This window comes from Burkholderia anthina (genome assembly GCF_902498995.1).
GTDB lineage: Bacteria > Pseudomonadota > Gammaproteobacteria > Burkholderiales > Burkholderiaceae > Burkholderia > Burkholderia anthina.
The window spans coordinates 343,134-358,666 of record NZ_CABVLY010000001.1 but is presented as its reverse complement, the minus strand read 5'-3'; the positions used below and the strand labels follow the sequence as shown (position 1 = coordinate 358,666).

14 protein-coding genes are annotated in these 15,533 nt (G+C 70.2%); 8 read left to right on the top strand and 6 right to left on the bottom strand.

The window, feature by feature from the left end:
* Window positions 1-89: 89 nt before the first annotated feature.
* Both BME24068_RS01690 and BME24068_RS01685 read right to left on the bottom strand, forming a co-directional pair.
* Complete coding sequence (locus BME24068_RS01690; RefSeq protein ID WP_174924969.1) at window positions 90-4,133, bottom strand: translocation/assembly module TamB domain-containing protein; 4,044 nt, start codon at window positions 4,131-4,133, stop codon at window positions 90-92.
* 27 nt (window positions 4,134-4,160) lie between these two features.
* A complete protein-coding gene (locus BME24068_RS01685) occupies window positions 4,161-5,966 on the bottom strand; it encodes an autotransporter assembly complex protein TamA (protein WP_096502209.1) in 1,806 nt (601 codons plus the stop codon).
* A 252-nt stretch (window positions 5,967-6,218) separates the two neighbouring features.
* On the opposite strand from BME24068_RS01685, the gene BME24068_RS01680 reads away from it, so the two are divergent.
* From BME24068_RS01680 to panD, 4 genes are all read left to right on the top strand, one after another.
* Entirely contained in the window at window positions 6,219-6,407 is a 189-nt protein-coding gene (locus BME24068_RS01680; protein ID WP_044849219.1) for a DUF3460 family protein, read from the top strand.
* 4 nt (window positions 6,408-6,411) lie between these two features.
* A complete protein-coding gene (locus BME24068_RS01675) occupies window positions 6,412-7,284 on the top strand; it encodes a segregation and condensation protein A (protein WP_096502211.1) in 873 nt (290 codons plus the stop codon).
* Window positions 7,285-7,506: 222 nt separating this feature from the next.
* On the top strand, window positions 7,507-8,346 hold the full coding sequence (panC, locus tag BME24068_RS01670) for a pantoate--beta-alanine ligase (RefSeq protein ID WP_174924968.1): 840 nt from the start codon (window positions 7,507-7,509) through the stop codon (window positions 8,344-8,346).
* Window positions 8,347-8,387: 41 nt separating this feature from the next.
* A complete protein-coding gene (gene panD / locus BME24068_RS01665) occupies window positions 8,388-8,774 on the top strand; it encodes an aspartate 1-decarboxylase (protein ID WP_174924967.1) in 387 nt (128 codons plus the stop codon).
* A 123-nt stretch (window positions 8,775-8,897) separates the two neighbouring features.
* Here the strand turns inward: panD and BME24068_RS01660 are convergent, their stop codons facing one another.
* From BME24068_RS01660 to BME24068_RS01645, 4 genes are all read right to left on the bottom strand, one after another.
* Window positions 8,898-9,557 carry a ParA family protein gene (locus tag BME24068_RS01660; RefSeq protein ID WP_124827278.1) on the bottom strand — a complete coding sequence of 220 codons (660 nt, stop codon included), beginning with the start codon at window positions 9,555-9,557 and terminating at the stop codon, window positions 8,898-8,900.
* Window positions 9,558-9,683: 126 nt separating this feature from the next.
* Window positions 9,684-10,097: a DoxX family protein gene (locus BME24068_RS01655; protein WP_174924966.1), complete on the bottom strand. Its 414-nt coding sequence runs from the start codon at window positions 10,095-10,097 to the stop codon at window positions 9,684-9,686.
* 164 nt (window positions 10,098-10,261) lie between these two features.
* Window positions 10,262-10,402 (bottom strand): hypothetical protein, encoded by a 141-nt coding sequence (locus BME24068_RS01650; protein WP_174924965.1) that lies wholly within the window; start codon window positions 10,400-10,402, stop codon window positions 10,262-10,264.
* A gap of 82 nt (window positions 10,403-10,484) precedes the next feature.
* Window positions 10,485-11,987 (bottom strand): cobyric acid synthase, encoded by a 1,503-nt coding sequence (locus BME24068_RS01645; protein ID WP_174924964.1) that lies wholly within the window; start codon window positions 11,985-11,987, stop codon window positions 10,485-10,487.
* A gap of 61 nt (window positions 11,988-12,048) precedes the next feature.
* Here BME24068_RS01645 and cobU point away from each other — a divergent pair, with 61 nt between their 5' ends.
* The 4 genes from cobU to BME24068_RS01625 are packed head-to-tail and all read left to right on the top strand — an operon-like array spanning window position 12,049 to window position 15,473.
* Entirely contained in the window at window positions 12,049-12,609 is a 561-nt protein-coding gene (gene cobU / locus BME24068_RS01640; protein ID WP_096502500.1) for a bifunctional adenosylcobinamide kinase/adenosylcobinamide-phosphate guanylyltransferase, read from the top strand.
* Window positions 12,603-13,547, top strand: a complete 945-nt coding sequence (gene cbiB, locus BME24068_RS01635; protein WP_174924963.1) for an adenosylcobinamide-phosphate synthase CbiB — start codon at window positions 12,603-12,605, stop codon at window positions 13,545-13,547. The genes cobU and cbiB overlap by 7 nt, the downstream gene beginning before the upstream one ends.
* Window positions 13,540-14,559 (top strand): threonine-phosphate decarboxylase CobD, encoded by a 1,020-nt coding sequence (cobD, locus tag BME24068_RS01630; protein ID WP_174924962.1) that lies wholly within the window; start codon window positions 13,540-13,542, stop codon window positions 14,557-14,559. Before cbiB ends, cobD begins: the two co-directional genes overlap by 8 nt.
* Complete coding sequence (locus BME24068_RS01625; RefSeq protein ID WP_174924961.1) at window positions 14,556-15,473, top strand: cobalamin-binding protein; 918 nt, start codon at window positions 14,556-14,558, stop codon at window positions 15,471-15,473. The genes cobD and BME24068_RS01625 overlap by 4 nt, the downstream gene beginning before the upstream one ends.
* The last annotated feature ends 60 nt before the right edge of the window (window positions 15,474-15,533 follow it).

The following is a 15,533-nucleotide window of genomic DNA, read 5'->3' as shown; positions in this document are numbered from 1 at the left end:
AAAACGCGGCCGCACGCGCCGCGCCGACAGCGCCGCGCAAACGCGCACGCCGCCCGTCACGGCAGGCGCCGGCGCGCGCCGCCCCTTCGTCAGCGCCGCGAGAACCAGCGATCGAAACGCCGCGTGTAGTTGAGATCGACGCCCTGAAACGTGCCGCCATACGCGGACACCGACCAGAAGCGCGTCAGGTTGATCGTCGCCTTGAACGCGTTGCTCGCCGATTGCAGGCCCTGCTCGAAGCCGAGCACGAAACGCTCGTTGATCGCCTTCGACATCTGGATCACCTGCGGATCGGTCAGCCCGACGTCGCTGCGGCCGATCGAGAACTCGTCGAGGCCGAACGTCTGCGCGACGCGCTTGCCGGTCACGCTGCCGAGCAGCGCGAGCGCGGCCGTCATCGTGCCCTGCTGGCCGACGTTGTTGCCCTGGTCGGTGCCGTGCCCGAACAGCAGCCACGACAGCTTTTCGTTGTCCGTGACGTTCGGCTCCGACACCAGCTTGACCGTCAGCGACTGGATCGTGCCGGTGACCTGTACCCCAGCCTCGACCTCCTGGTTGCGCCGCATCGCGAGAATGTTCACGCCCGGGTTCGACACCGGGCCGTTGAACGTGAAGAAGCCGTTCTCGATCGCGAGCTTGCGGCCGAACGACGTATAGGTCGACCCTTCCGTCACGCGCACGTTGCCGACCGCGCGCAACGGCACGCCGGGCGCGCTCATCACGGTGATCGTGCCGCGCAGCCCGAGATCCGCGCCGTGGCCCTTGAAGCGGAAGTTGTTGCCGAGGCCGATGTCGATGTTCGCGCGCGGCGCGAGCGACGGCGCCGGCTTGTCCGTCACCTTCTGCGGCTTGGCGACCGCCGTGCCCGTCGGCGTCTCGCCGCGCACCGTGCCGTCCGGCCGCACGATCACGACATCGTCGGACAGGTGCGGCGCCGCGTCCTCCGGCAGGTCGAACAGCGCGTGATCGACGACGAACTTGCCGTCGATCGACAGCGCGCCGCGCGGCCCGTCGTTCGCGACGGTCGCCTTGCCCGACAGCGACAGCTTGCGATCGGGCGCCGCGAACAGCTCGAGCTTGTCGGCGACGATGCTCGCGGTCAGATCGGGCGCCTCGCCGTCGAGCCGCACGCGGCCGATCGCGCGCAGCGTCCCGTCGCCGCCGTGGAACTCGACCTGCTGGAATTCGACGAGGTTGTCCGAGAGCTTCACGCGCACGATGCCGTCCTTCAGTTGCACGCCCTGGTCGACCAGCGTCGCCGACAGATCGTCGCCCGTCAGCATCCCCGACACGTTCGGCTTCGCCGGCGTGCCGGCGACCGTCAGTTTCAGCGCCGCGCGCCCGCCGAGCAGGTAGCTCGGCCCGAACAGGTTGCCGGTCGCCTTCAGCGACGGAAGGTCGGCATCGATGCGGCCCGACAGCGAGCCGTCGTCGGCGACGCCGAACACGCCGTCGCGCAACGCGAACGGCACCATCACGTTTGCGTCGAGCGTGCCGATCCGGTTCGCCTTCGCAAGCGCCACCAGGTTGAGCCGGTTGCCGGGCGCGAAGCTCGCGCGCGCGGACAGGTCGGTCAGCCCGAGCGACGCGATGCCGCGCCCGCTCTCGATCGTCACGTCGCCGCCGCGCCGCTTCACCTGCACGTAACCCGTCGCGTTCGCACCGAGCGAGAAGTCCCAGTCCGCATCGAGCACGACGTCGGTACGCACCGGAGGCCGCTGGCCCGTCAACTCCTGGCGAACCTCGAGGAAACGCGCGACCGACGCCCCGCTCACGGAGCCCGCCGAACGCATCTGGCCGTGATCGAACACGAACGACTTCAGGTCGATCGCCGCGCCTTCGAGCGTGAGCCGCGTCGCGCCGAGCGTCACGCGGCCGGCGCCGGCCGACACGGCGAGCGGCGACTGCAGCGCAAGCGCCGGCGTGCCGCGGTTCGCGAGGCGCGTGACGGTGCCGTCCCAGCGCATCCCGTCGCGGTTCTCGACCACGCCGCCGTTCGCGGCAAGCGTCAGGTCGATCACGCGGCCGCCGGCCACCCCGATCGCCGACGCATCGAGCGTGTGCTTCGCGCGGGTGCCGCCGAGGTTCGCGCGCAGCGATTTCAGCTGCAGCGAGCCGAGCGCGATGTCGGTCGCGTCGGCCGTGAACACGAGCGCGCCGTTCGCGCCGTCGCGGATGTCGGCGTGGCCCTGCGCGGCGCCGATCCGGTTCGATCCGATCACGACGTGCTCGGCCTTGTAGGTGGCCGTCACGTTCGGATGCGCGAAGCTGCCGGTCAGGTCGCCCTGCGCCTGCACGAGCCCCTGGAAGCCGAAGCCGAGCCGGTCGAGCTGCGGCGCATCGACGACGAAGCGCAACCGGTCGCCGGGCGCGCCGAAGCTGCCGCGCAGGTCGACGTGGTTGCCGGCGATCGACAGGTTCGCGTTGCTCGGCAGGATCCGCGTGCCGGCCAGTTGCAGCACGCCCGCGCCGGTCAACGGCACGCCGTCGTACAGGCTGTCGCCGAGCTTGAACGTCGCCTTCGTCGACACCTGCGGCGCGAACGCGCCGGAGGCCGTCAACGTGCCCGATACGCGCGTCTCGCCGCGCTGTGCCGGCGCCTTGGCGACTTTCGCGGCCGGCTTGCCGCCGGACGCCTTCGGTGCGCTCATCGCGGCGAGCAGCAGCGGATCGAACGCGGTCAGCGTCGCCTTCGCGTCATAGCTCGCGTGCGCGTCGTGCCGGAACACGCCGGTCAGGTCGATCCGGCCCTTGCCTGCCGTCACGCGCGCGTCGGTCAGCACCGTCTGCTGCGACGTCAGCGCGACCTTCGCGCGGGCGCCGAGCGCGAGCTTCGGGTCGTTCAGGTTGAAATCGACGGTCGTCACGTCGCCCGCGAGCGTCACGCCGAGCGGGCCGCCCAGGCGCATCGGCCGCAATTCGGCGACGAAGGCATTGAGGTCGAGATTCGCAGCCTTCAGGTCGAAACGGCCCTTGCCGCCCGTCAGCGTGCCGCTGCCGGTCACGCTGCCGTCGCGGATCAGCTTCAGCGCGAGGTCGTCGATCCGTTGCGCATGCGCGTCGAGATGCACGGTCGCGTGCGCGTCGACGACCGGCAGCAGATGGTCGCCGAGCGTGCCGGGCTTCGCGTTGACGATCGACACCGGGCCCGTCACCGCGAAGCCCTTCGCCGCCGCGGCGCCGGCCGGCGCGGTCACGGGCGCGAGTTCGGCGCGCACCGCGAGATCGGCGGCCGGCGCCCCTGGCGAAATCGCCTGCGGATTCACGTGATCGAACACGAGCGAGGCGCGCGTAAGCGGCACCGCGCCGAACGGCGCGGCCTCGACGTGCGCGCGCCCGTTCAGCTTCATCCCGCTCGCGGTGACGTCCGCGACGAGCGCTTCGAGCGAACCCGACACGTTCGCGCTCGCGTTGACCGGTTCGTTGGAGAATTTGCCCGCATAGGTCGCATCGCCCGTCAGCGCGAACGGCTTCACGCCGTCGAGCTTCACGCGCGCGGCCAGCGCGCCGTACGGCGTGTCGACGCCATCGAGCAGGAGTTCATGGTGACGGCCGTCGCTGCGGCCGTTCAGCGCCAGGCGATCGAGCTGCGTCGTCGAGCCGCCTTCGTGGATCGCCAGGCGATCGACGCGCAGGTCGTCGATCCGCAACTGCAGCGGCAGGCTCAGGTCCTGCGGCGTCGTGGCCGGTGTCGGCGGCCCCGGCACGATCCGCACGTCGACGGTGCCCGCGCGCAGGTACGCGACCGACAGCCGCCACGGCGCGCGGGTCAGCGCCCAGCGTCCGTCGAGCCGGTCGATCCGCACTTCGGTGCCGGCGCCGCCCGGGCTCGTCCACGCGAAGCCGCGCAGCCGCACGCCGGTCGCGAGCGAGCCGCCGTCGAGCGTCCCCGTCAGCCGCCCGCCCAGCACCCGCACGGCCGTCTGCCATGCGAGCCGCGTGCCGCGCTCGGTCGTCGCCGCGGCCAGCACGAGCCCGGCCGCCAGCGCGACGAGCAGCACGATCGTCGCGAGCGTCCACGCGACGATGCGACCGGCACGCACGCGGCGCGGCGCGCGCGGCGGTGCGTCGGGCGCGCGCTCGGGCGAGTCCGGATCGTGGGGCGGCGGCGTGTCGTTCGAATCCTTCGTCATGCGGTTCGTCGTGGGTCGGGCAACAGGTCAGAAAGCGATGCCGAGCGTCAGGTACGGGCGCACGCTGTGGTTGCGCAGCCCGTATGCGACATCGACGTTGATCGGGCCGACGGGGCTGCGCCAGCGCGCGCCGATGCCGACGCCCGGGTAGAACACCCGCTCGCCCCACGCATCGGTCGCGGTGCCGATGTCGAAGAATGTCGCGGCGCCCCAGTCGCGGTTGAACCAGTGCTGGTATTCGGCCGTGCCCGTCATCAGATACTTGGTCGGCAGCACGGAGCCGTCCACGCTGTTGCCGATGCTCTGGTAACCGTAGCCGCGCACCGAGTTCGAGCCGCCCGCGCGGAACAGCAGCGACGCCGGCACGCCGGCCGAGCTGCCGCTCGTGAATACGCCGCCGAGCTCCGCGCGGAACACGAACAGGTCGCGTCGCCCGATCGGCACGTATTGCTGGCCGCGCGCGTAACCGCGAACGAAGGTCTGGTCGGTCAGCACGCCCTTGATCGCGAAGCCGGCCTCCGCGTGGATCAGGTTGCCCGAGCGCGGGAACAGCGGATCGTCGACGTTGCGGCGCGTCCACGCCCATTGCGGCACGAGCGCGCGGCTCGTGGTGGGGCCGGCGCCGTTCTGGTCGAGCCGGTCCTGGTAGTACATCAGCGAGTACGCGTAGTCGATGAACTGGCCGGTGCGCGTGCGCTGCACGCCGACCCGCGCGCTGTAGATGCGCGTGTCCGACACGTTGGTGTTCGTGTACGACGCGAGCACGCTGTTGGTCCAGCCTTTCTCGCCCGGCGGCATCGACAGCTGGACCTGGCCGTACTGCTGGATCTGGTCGAGCCGGCCCGACACAGTGAGCGGCCACGCGGCGCCGAACGTGTCGAGGTACGTGTACGAGCCCTGCACGTGCGGGCCCGTATCGGTCGCGTAACCCACGCCACCGCGAATGCTGTTGTACGGGAACTCGCTGACCTTCACATGCACGGGCGTGCGCTCGGGCTTCGACGTGTCGTCGCCGACGTCGATCGCGACGCTCGCGTAGTACGGCGTGTTCTGCAGCTGCCGCTGCAGTTCGGTGATCCGCTGCACGTCGTAGATCTCGCCTTCCGACAGCGGATTGACGTTCGTGACGATCTTCTCGGGATAGCGGCGCACGCCGTCGACGTCGACCTTGCCGATCGTAAACGTCGGGCCGCTGTCGAACGTGACGGCCAGTGTCGCGCGCTGCGTGCGCGGATCGATGCGCGCCTCCGACGACGCGATCTTCGCGCCCAGATAGCGGCGCGACTGCAGTTGCTTGAGCGCCGCGCCCTTCGCGCCGTCCCAGTCGGACTGCGTAAACGGGTCGCCGGGCTTCAGCGAGAACGCAAACCGGGTCGCGGCCTCCTGCTTCGGATCCTCGGCGGCCACCGGCCCGTTGAACGTCAGGTCGACCGTCGACACGACGGTCTGCGGCCCCGGATCGACGGCGACGCGCACGTCGCGCTTGCCGTCGTGCGTGCGCACGTCGGTGCGCACGATCGGCGAGAAATAGCCGGCCGTCGCGGTCAGGTCGCGAACCTGCTGCGGCGTGGCGGTCACGAGGAAATCGAACTGGTCGTCGCTGATGTCGTCGCGCTTCGCGAAGCGGGCAATATCGAGATGGGCCTTCAGCAGCTTGCGGATCGAGCGCGGCGCGTCGATGTCGACGTCGTACTTCGCGCAGGCCGGCAGCGCGACGAACGCGGCGAGACAGCCGACGAGGGCTGCCCGGGCCGCGGCCGCGGCGCGCCGGCGGGCCGTGCGCCGCCCTGCGTCACGCGCCGTGTGTGCTTGCTGGTTCGCCTGACCCGCCAAATATGACCTCGCCCTCGGTTGTCGTGTTTTCGTGGAAAACCCTGTATTTGACCACAGGGCGGCGGCCGCGCCAGCGCCGGCGCCGCTTTGACGCGTGCGCGCAACGACCGGCGCTCGGGCGAGCGCCGGGCGCCGGGCGCCGGCCAGCGGATTCGACGCGCGATTGGCGCCGGCTGTTCCCCGCGATGCGGTAAAATCCCAAATTCGCAGAATCCGGCGCCTCCTGCGCCGCCCGAAACGGAAAGCCAAGCCATGCCGTATCAGTCCGACGTCACGCAATTCCTGAACCAGCTCAAGCAACAGAAGCCGACGCTCGAAGAAGAGCAGCGCAAGGGCCGCTCCCTGCTGTGGGACAAGCAGCCGATCGACCTCGACGAGCGCGCCGAGCAGCAGGAATCGCGCGTGAAGCAAACGTCCTACGTCTACTACCAGAACTTCTGACGACGTGAGCGCCGCCGACGAGGCCAGCGCCGCCCGGCAGGACGACGCGATTGCCGCGCCCGCGGGCGCCGATTCGACGCCCGACACGGTCGACGGTGTCGCGGCGTTCGCTCGCCTGTACGGCGAGCCGCTCTTCAAGCTGCCGCAGGATCTGTACATCCCGCCCGATGCGCTCGAGGTGTTCCTCGAAACGTTCGAAGGCCCGCTCGACCTGCTGCTGTACCTGATCCGCAAGCAGAACTTCAACGTGCTCGACATCCCGATGGCGCAGGTCACCGCGCAGTATCTCGGCTATGTCGACCAGATCCGCACGTCGAACCTCGAACTGGCAGCCGAATACCTGCTGATGGCCGCGATGCTCATCGAGATCAAGTCGCGGATGCTGCTGCCGGTCAAGAAGGCCGACACCGGCGAGGAAGCCGAGGATCCGCGCGCGGAACTCGTGCGCCGCCTGCTCGAATACGAGCAGATGAAGCTCGCCGCGCAGCGCCTCGACCAGTTGCCGCAGCTCGGGCGCGACTTCCTGCGCGCCGAGGTGTACATCGAGCAGAGCATCACGCCGCGCTTTCCCGACGTCGACTCCGACGACCTGCGCGCCGCGTGGGCCGACGTGCTCAAGCGCGCGAAGCTCGTCCAGCATCACAAGATCTCCCGCGAGGAGCTGTCGGTGCGCGAACACATGAGCCTGATCCTGCGCAAGCTGCAGAACGCGCGCTTCATGGAGTTCGCCGACCTGTTCGACACGTCGCGCGGCGTGCCGGTCGTCGTCGTGAACTTCATCGCGATGCTCGAACTCGCGCGCGAATCGCTCGTCGAGATCACGCAGCCCGAGCCGTTCGCGCCGATCTACGTGCGCCTCGCGTACCTGCCCGCTTAAAGCCCCGCCACGCTACGTGATGCCGCCGCATGCGCGTGCCGCCAGCGGTGCGCCCGGCTCAAAAATGAACGATCGTTCTTTTTTCGATGCGTCCGGCGGCCAAATCCTCTACAATCCGCCGACGCCCGATGCGCCGCCCGCGCGCCGGCGTTCTCCGCTTCGACCCCGACGCCGCTGCTGCGGCGCCAACGCGCGCATGCGCGAGGAACCCGCTACCCGATCATGAAAGTCATCAGCTCGATCCAGGAACTGCGCGACCAACTGCGCGGACAGAACCGCACGGCGTTCGTGCCGACGATGGGCAACCTGCACGAAGGCCACCTGTCGCTGATGCGCCTCGCGCGCCAGCACGGCGATCCGGTCGTGGCGAGCATCTTCGTCAACCGGCTGCAGTTCGGCCCGAACGAGGATTTCGACAAATATCCGCGCACGCTGCAGGACGATATCGAGAAGCTGCAGAAGGACAATGTCTACGTGCTGTTCGCGCCGACCGAGCGCGACATGTATCCGGAGCCGCAGGAGTACCGCGTGCTGCCGCCGGACGATCTCGGCGGGATTCTCGAGGGCGAGTTCCGCCCCGGCTTCTTCACCGGCGTGTGCACGGTCGTCACGAAGCTGATGTCGTGCGTGCAGCCGCGCGTCGCCGTGTTCGGCAAGAAGGACTACCAGCAATTGATGATCGTGCGCCGCATGTGCCAACAGCTCGCGCTGCCGGTCGAGATCATCGCAGCCGAGACGGTGCGCGACGAGGACGGCCTCGCGCTGTCGTCGCGCAACCGCTACCTGACGGCCGACGAGCGCCGGGAAGCGCCCGAACTCGCGAGGACGCTGCAGCGCGTGCGCGACAGCGTGCTCGGCGGCGAACGCGACCTCGGCAAGCTCGAGCAGCACGCGCGCACGCACCTGGCCGAGCGCGGCTGGGTGCCCGATTACATCTCGATCCGCCGCCGCGCGAACCTGATCGCGCCAAGCGCCGCCGAGCTCGAAGCCGGCGAGCCGCTCGTCGTGCTCGCCGCGGCCAAGCTCGGCGCGACGCGCCTCATCGACAACCTGGAAATCTGACGGCCGCCCGGCCTCGCCTCTCACGCATCACGGAGACACCCATGCAGCGCCACATGCTCAAATCGAAGATCCACCGCGCGGCCGTCACGCACTGCGAGCTGCATTACGAAGGCTCGTGCGCGATCGACGAAGATCTGCTCGAAGCGGCGGGCCTCATCGAGAACGAACGGATCGACATCTGGAACATCAACAACGGCGAGCGCTTCTCGACGTATGCGATCAAGGGCGAGCGCGGCAGCGGGATGATCTCGCTGAACGGCTCGGCCGCGCGCCGTGCGCAACTCGGCGATCTCGTGATCATCGCGGCGTTCGCGATGGTCGACGAAACCGAGCTGCAGGCCGGCTGGAAACCGAAGCTCGTGTTCATCGACGAAGGCAACAGGATCAAGGGCCACCGCGATCACGTGCCGACGCAGAACTGGACGTAATGCGCATGGCCGCCGGCGCGCCGCGGCACGCCGGATAGCCGTCCGCCGCAGACGTACGAAGGGCCTGGTCCGGCACGACGCCGGATCAGGCCCTTTTCATATTGCCGCAGCCGCGCCGCGCGCTCAGGACGCCTTGGCGGCCTTCTCCGCTTTCGGCGCGCGCCGCTCGGCCCACTCGACGATCGGCCGCCATTGCTCGAGATCCTTGTCGACGCGGCTCTTCGCGACGTCCCACAGCGTCAGGCCGTGCGCGGCGATCTGCACGTAGTTCTGCGTGTCGCGCACGTAGCCGAGCACCGGCAGGCCGAGCCCTTCGACGAACCGGTGCAGCTGGTCGGACGAACGCGTGCGCGCATCGACGCGCATCCCGACGATCCCGACCTCGACGCTGCCCTTGCGCACCGCCTTCTCGCCGGCGAGACGCTCCAGAAACTGCTGGGTCGCGAGAATATCGAACATCGACGGCTGCAGCGGCACGATCACCTTGTCGGCAAGCTGCAGCGCGACGTTCAGCCGGTTGCCGTGCAGCCCGGCCGGCGTGTCGATGACCGCATATTCGAGGCCGCGCGGCGGCTTCGACGGCGCATCCGGATCGAGATCCCACGCCTCGATCGCCGGAAGTCCGGCCGGACGCAGATCGAGCCACGCATGCGCGGACTGCTGCCGGTCCAGATCGGCGAGCGCGACCCATGCGCCCTGCGCCGCGAAATAGCCGGCAAGATTGGTGGACAGCGTGCTCTTCCCCACGCCGCCCTTCGGATTCGCCACCACGATAACCGTCATGAATTCCCCCCGAAAAAGCCGCGCGGCGCGCGCCGTGTGGCACGCGCCGCTCGAATGCGGATACAGGGAGCGATGATATCGGCAAACGGGGTGTCACCGGAACGGGTTGCGCCGATGTCGCGCCGTTTATGCGGTGCGCGTCGCGGCCCGCGGCGCGCCGAGCGCGAACGCGCCGCCGCCCAGCAGCGCCTGCACGGCCAGCGTGACGGCCCAGAACGCCGGGTATTCCCAGCCGCCGTTCGGCGACGCGAAGCTCCAGCCGTTCGGCAGATGCGCGGACACTGCGCCGAGCATGAACGGCAGCAGCACGAGCGCCGCGATGCGCACGCGGAAGCCCGCGAGCAGCGCGAGGCCGCCGGCCAGTTCGACGAAGGTCGTCACGTACGCGAGCCAGCCCGGCAGGCCGATCGACGCGAAGAACTGCGCAGTGCCGGGCAACGTGAAGACGAACACCTTCTGCGCGACGTGCGCGAGGTACAGCACACCGAGGGCAACGCGCAGCAGCGTCGCGCCAAGATCGTTCAGGCGATTGGGGGTCATGGCGAATTCCTTCGTGAGTGGATGAGCATGGATCGCACTTTATTCGAACCAATTCGACCAATAAACAAGCCATCAGGCTTTAACTGATTCCCATCAGGAACGAATTCGGCAATAAAAAAGGGCATGACTGATCATGCCCCGCCAGCCGATACCTGAAGCGAACCTCAGCCGCCGCTTTTGCCTTGTGCCGCGTCGCCCGAGCCGGCCGGGCCACTGCCCGGGCCGTAGCCGTCGCAAGCGTGCGCCATCGCCGACGCGCCCAGCAGCGCCGCGAGCAGCATGCTCAACCACCATCGAACCTTCATCGTCGCGCTCCTCCGGGCGGACCTCCGCCCACCTGAGTTGTATGCGATCCGGCGGAAAAAGCCAGGCCGCGGCGTCCGTGCGTCAGCGGAATTCCGCGTACAGCGCGCGCAGGTCGAGATGCTCGGCGAACGAATCGGCCAGACGCTCCAGCGACGCCTCGCGCAGCGCCGGGTAGTCGATGCGCTCCGCGCCGTCGAGCCCGGCCCACGCGAGCAGTGCCGCGCACGCGTCGGGCGCGTCGAACAGCCCGTGCACGTAGGTCGCGAGAATCCGCCCGTCGGCCGACACCGCGCCGTCCGTGCGCAGGCCGCCCGGCGCGGCGCCGTCCGCCAGCTCCAGCGCGGGCGCCGCCAGCGCGGGCCCGCGCGTGTCGCCCATGTGGATCTCGTAGCCGTGCACGGCGGCCGCGCCCGGCAGCGCGAGACGCCCGGTCACGTTCTTCAGCGTCTTGTCCGGCTGCAGCGTCGTGTCGAAGTCGAGCAGCCCGAGCCCCGGCACGCTGCCCGGCGCGCCTTCGAGGCCGAGCGGATCGTCCAGCGTGCAACCGAGCATCTGCATCCCGCCGCAGATGCCGATCACCTTGCCGCCATAGCGCAAGTGCCGGCGGATCACCGGGTCCCAGCCGGCCTCGCGCAGCCACGCGAGATCGCGCTGCACGCTTTTCGAGCCGGGCAGGATCAGCAGGTCGGCATCCGGCACCGGCCCGCTCTTCCAGTACGTGAATTCGACCTGCGGATGCGCGCGCAGCGGATCGAAATCGGTGTGATTGCTGATGCGCGGCAGCGCGGGCACCACCACGCGCAGCACGCCGGCGTCGCCGCGCGCGGCGGCGCTGCGCGCCTGCGACGGCAGCATGTCCTCGGCATCGAGCAGCAGCCCGTGCAGGTACGGCAACACGCCGAACACCGGCTTGCCTGTCTGCGCGCGCAGCCAGTCGAGGCCCGGTTCGAGCAGCTTGAAATCGCCGCGAAAGCGATTGATCACGAAGCCGCGCACGCGCGCGCGCTCGCTGTCCGACAGGCATGCGAGCGTGCCGACGAGGTGCGCGAACACGCCGCCGCGGTCGATGTCGGCCACGAGCACGACCGGGCAATCCACCCGCTCGGCGAAGCCCATGTTCGCGATGTCGCCTTCGCGCAGGTTGATCTCGGCCGGGCTGCCCGCGCCTTCGACGAGCACCGTGTCGTAGCCGGCGCGCAGCCGCGCGTACGACTCCAGCACCGCGTCGAACGCGACCGGCTTGTAGTCGTGATACGCCCGCGCATCGAGGTTCGCGCGCGCCTTGCCGTGAATGATCACCTGCGCGCCGCGATCGCTCGTCGGCTTCAGCAGCACCGGGTTGAAATCGGTGTGCGGCGCGACGCCCGCGGCAAGCGCCTGCAGCGCCTGCGCGCGGCCGATCTCGCCGCCGTCGGCCGTCACCGCGCTGTTGAGCGCCATGTTCTGCGGCTTGAACGGCGCGACACGCGCGCCCGCACGGCGCGCGAGGCGGCACAGGCCGGCGACGAGCGTGCTCTTGCCCGCGTCGGACGTCGTGCCCTGGATCATCAACGTGCCGCGCGGCCGCGGTTCGGGTGCGTTCATCGTATGCAAAGTCGTGGCGAAGCGAAGGCCGCATTATCGCGCGCGCCGTTACAATCACGCGATGATTCCGCACGACCTCACCTTCGTTCTCGGCGGCGCACGCTCGGGCAAGAGCGCGCATGCCGAGCGGCTCGCCGCCGACAGCGGCCGCCCCGTCACCTATATCGCCACCGCGACCGCGACGGCCTCTGACGCCGAATTCGAACAGCGCATCGCGCATCATCGCGCGCGCCGGCCGGCCGACTGGGGCTTCGCCGACGCGCCCGTCGATCTCGCCGGCACGCTCGCGCGACTCGACGATCCGCGCGCGTGCCTGCTCGTCGACTGCCTCACGCTGTGGCTCACGAACCTGCTTTGCCCGCTCGACGGCGAACCGCTCGACGATGCGCGGTACGCGGCGCAGGTCGCGCAGCTCGAACACGCGTTGCGCAGCGCCCGCGCGAAAGTGATCGTCGTCAGCAACGAAATCGGGCTCGGCGTCGTACCGCTCGGTTCGGTCACGCGCCGCTACGTCGACGAGCTCGGACGCCTGAACCAGCGCGTCGCCGCACTCGCGACGCGCGTGACGCTGCTGGTCGCCGGACTGCCGCTCGAACTCAAGGCCGGAGCGCCGTCATGCTGATGCTGTCGCTGCCGATCGTCGCGATGCTTGCGGTCGCGGCCGCGATCGTCGATCGCATGTTCGGCGAACCGGCCGGCTGGCATCCGCTCGTCGCGTTCGGCCGGCTCGCCGCGCGCATCGAAGGCGCGATGAACACCGGCCGGCGCGGCCGCGTGGTCGGCGTGGCCGCATGGAGCGCGGCCGTACTGCCGCCGGTGGCCGTCGCGGCGTGGCTCGCGGCCGTGCTGCCCTGGCCGCTCGCGGCGGCGCTGCACGTCGCGCTGCTGTGGTTCGCGCTCGGTGCGAAAAGCCTCGCCGACCACGTCGCGCCGATCGCCGCCGCGCTGCTGCGGCACGATCTCGACGCCGCGCGCGCGCTGACCGCGCGCATCGTCTCGCGCGACACGAGCGAAGCCGACGAAGGCGCGCTGTCGCGCGCGGCCGTCGAATCGGCGCTGGAGAACGGCAACGATGCGATCTTCGGCGCGCTCTTCTGGTTCGTCGTCGCGGGCGGCCCCGGTGCGCTGCTGTTCCGGCTCGCGAACACGCTCGATGCGATGTGGGGCTATCGCACGCCGCGCTTCCTGACCTTCGGCTGGGCCGCCGCACGCCTGGACGACGCCCTGAACTGGATCCCCGCGCGCCTCACCGCCGCGAGCTATGCGCTGCTCGGCGACACCGCTGCCGCGTGGCGCTGCTGGCGCACGCAGGCGCGTCACTGGGACAGCCCGAATGCCGGCCCCGTGATGGCCGCGGGCGCCGGCAGCCTGAACGTGCAGCTCGGCGGCCCGGCCGTCTATCACGGCGCAATCGAGGATCGTCCCGCGCTCGGCACCGGCGCGCCCGCGACGGCCGCGCACGTCGTCGCCGCGCTGTCGCTCGTCACGCGCACGCTCGCGCTGTGGCTCGCGCTGCTCGTCGCGAGCGGCGCCCTCATCCTCGCTACCCATCATGTCTGACGCACGCATCCCGCACGGCGGCAACCTGCACGAAGCCGCACGCCGCCACGGCATTCCGTACGACGCGTGGCTCGACCTGTCGACCGGCATCAATCCGGTCGGCTATCCGGTGCCGCCCGTGCCGGCCGACGCATGGCGCCGGCTCCCCGACGACGGCGACGCGCTCGCCGCATGCGCGGCCCGCTACTACGGCGCGCCCGATGCCGCGCACGTGCTGCCGGTTGCCGGCAGCCAGGCCGCGATCCGCGCATTGCCCGCGCTGCTGCCGGCCGGCGACGCCGGCATCGCGGCGCTCGCGTATGGCGAATACGCGCCGGCATTCGCGCGTCACGGCCATCGCGTCGTGCCGCTCGACATCGGCGTGGACGTGCTGCCCGCGACGCTGCGTCACGTCATCGTCGGGAATCCGAATAATCCGACGGCCGATTTCGTTCCGGCCGAACGCCTGCTCGGCTGGCATGCGCAGCTGTCGGCACGCGGCGGCACGCTGATCGTCGACGAAGCGTTCGCGGATACCGGCGCCACGCCGTCGCTCGCGCAATACGCGGACCGCGCGGGCCTCGTCGTGCTGCGCTCGGTCGGCAAGTTCTTCGGTCTCGCCGGCATCCGCGCGGGCTTCGTGCTCGCATGCGAGGCGCACATCGCCGTATTGCGCGACACGCTCGGCGCATGGACCGTAAGCGGCCCCGCACGTCATGCGGTCGTCGCCGCGTTCGGCGATCGTGCGTGGCAGGCCGCCGCGCGCGAACGGCTCGCCGCGGACGGTGAACGGCTCGCCGCGCTGTTGCGCGCGCACGGCTTCACGGTGCGCGCGACACCGCTCTTCAGCTGGACCGACGACCCGCGCGCGGCCGCGCTGCATGCGGCGCTCGCCGCGCACGGGATCTGGACGCGGCACTTCCCGCAACCGTCGAGCGTGCGCATCGGCCTGCCGGGCTGCGAAGCCGAATGGCAGCGCGTGATCGAGGCGCTCGCGCAGTGCGTCCCGACGTTACAACGGGAATCCGCATGAACGCCCGCACGCTCCGCCGGCTGCAGCCGCTCGCGATGATGGCCGCGCTCGCGCACGTATCCTTCGCTCACGCCGACGTCACGACCCGCGACGATGCCGGCAATACCGTCACGCTGCCGGCGCCCGCGCAGCGCGTGATCAGTCTCGCGCCGCACGCGACCGAGCTGGTCTACGCGGCCGGCGGCGGCGCGAAGCTCGTCGGCACGGTCACGTACAGCGACTATCCGCCCGCCGCGCAGGCCGTGCCGCGCGTCGGCGACAACAAGGCGCTCGACCTCGAGCGGATCGCCGTGCTGAAGCCGGACCTGATCGTCGTCTGGCGGCACGGCAACGCCGAACGGCAGATCGACGCGCTGCGTGCGTTGCACATCCCGCTGTTCTTCAGCGAACCGAAGCATCTCGACGACGTGGCGTCGTCGCTGCGCCGGCTCGGTACGTTGCTCGGCACGGAGCCGGCGGCCGATGCCGCCGCCGCATCGTTCTCGCGCGACATCGCGGCGCTGCGCGCGCGTTACGCGACGCGGCCGCCCGTCACGATGTTCTTCCAGGTCTGGGACCGGCCGCTGATGACGCTCAACGGCGATCATCTGATCAACGACGTGATCGCGCTGTGCGGCGGCCGTAACGTGTTCGCCGCGCTGAAGCCGCTCGTGCCGACCGTCACCGACGAAGCCGTGCTGGCCGCGAATCCGGAAGCGATCGTGACGACGAGCGCCGGCGCGACGCGCTCGGACGCGCCGCTGCCGAGCCTCGCGCGCTGGCGCGCATGGCCCGCGATGACGGCCGTGGCGCGCAACAACCTGTTCGCGATCGACGGCGATCTGCTGACGCGACCGTCGCCGCGGATCGCTCAGGGCGCGGCTGCGCTGTGCGAGGATCTCGACACCGCGCGAACACGGCGGCCGGCACGCTGATTCGGGTGACGGCATGCCTTTGCGCTGCCGAAGCACGCACGATCGCGAGCCGGCGGCACA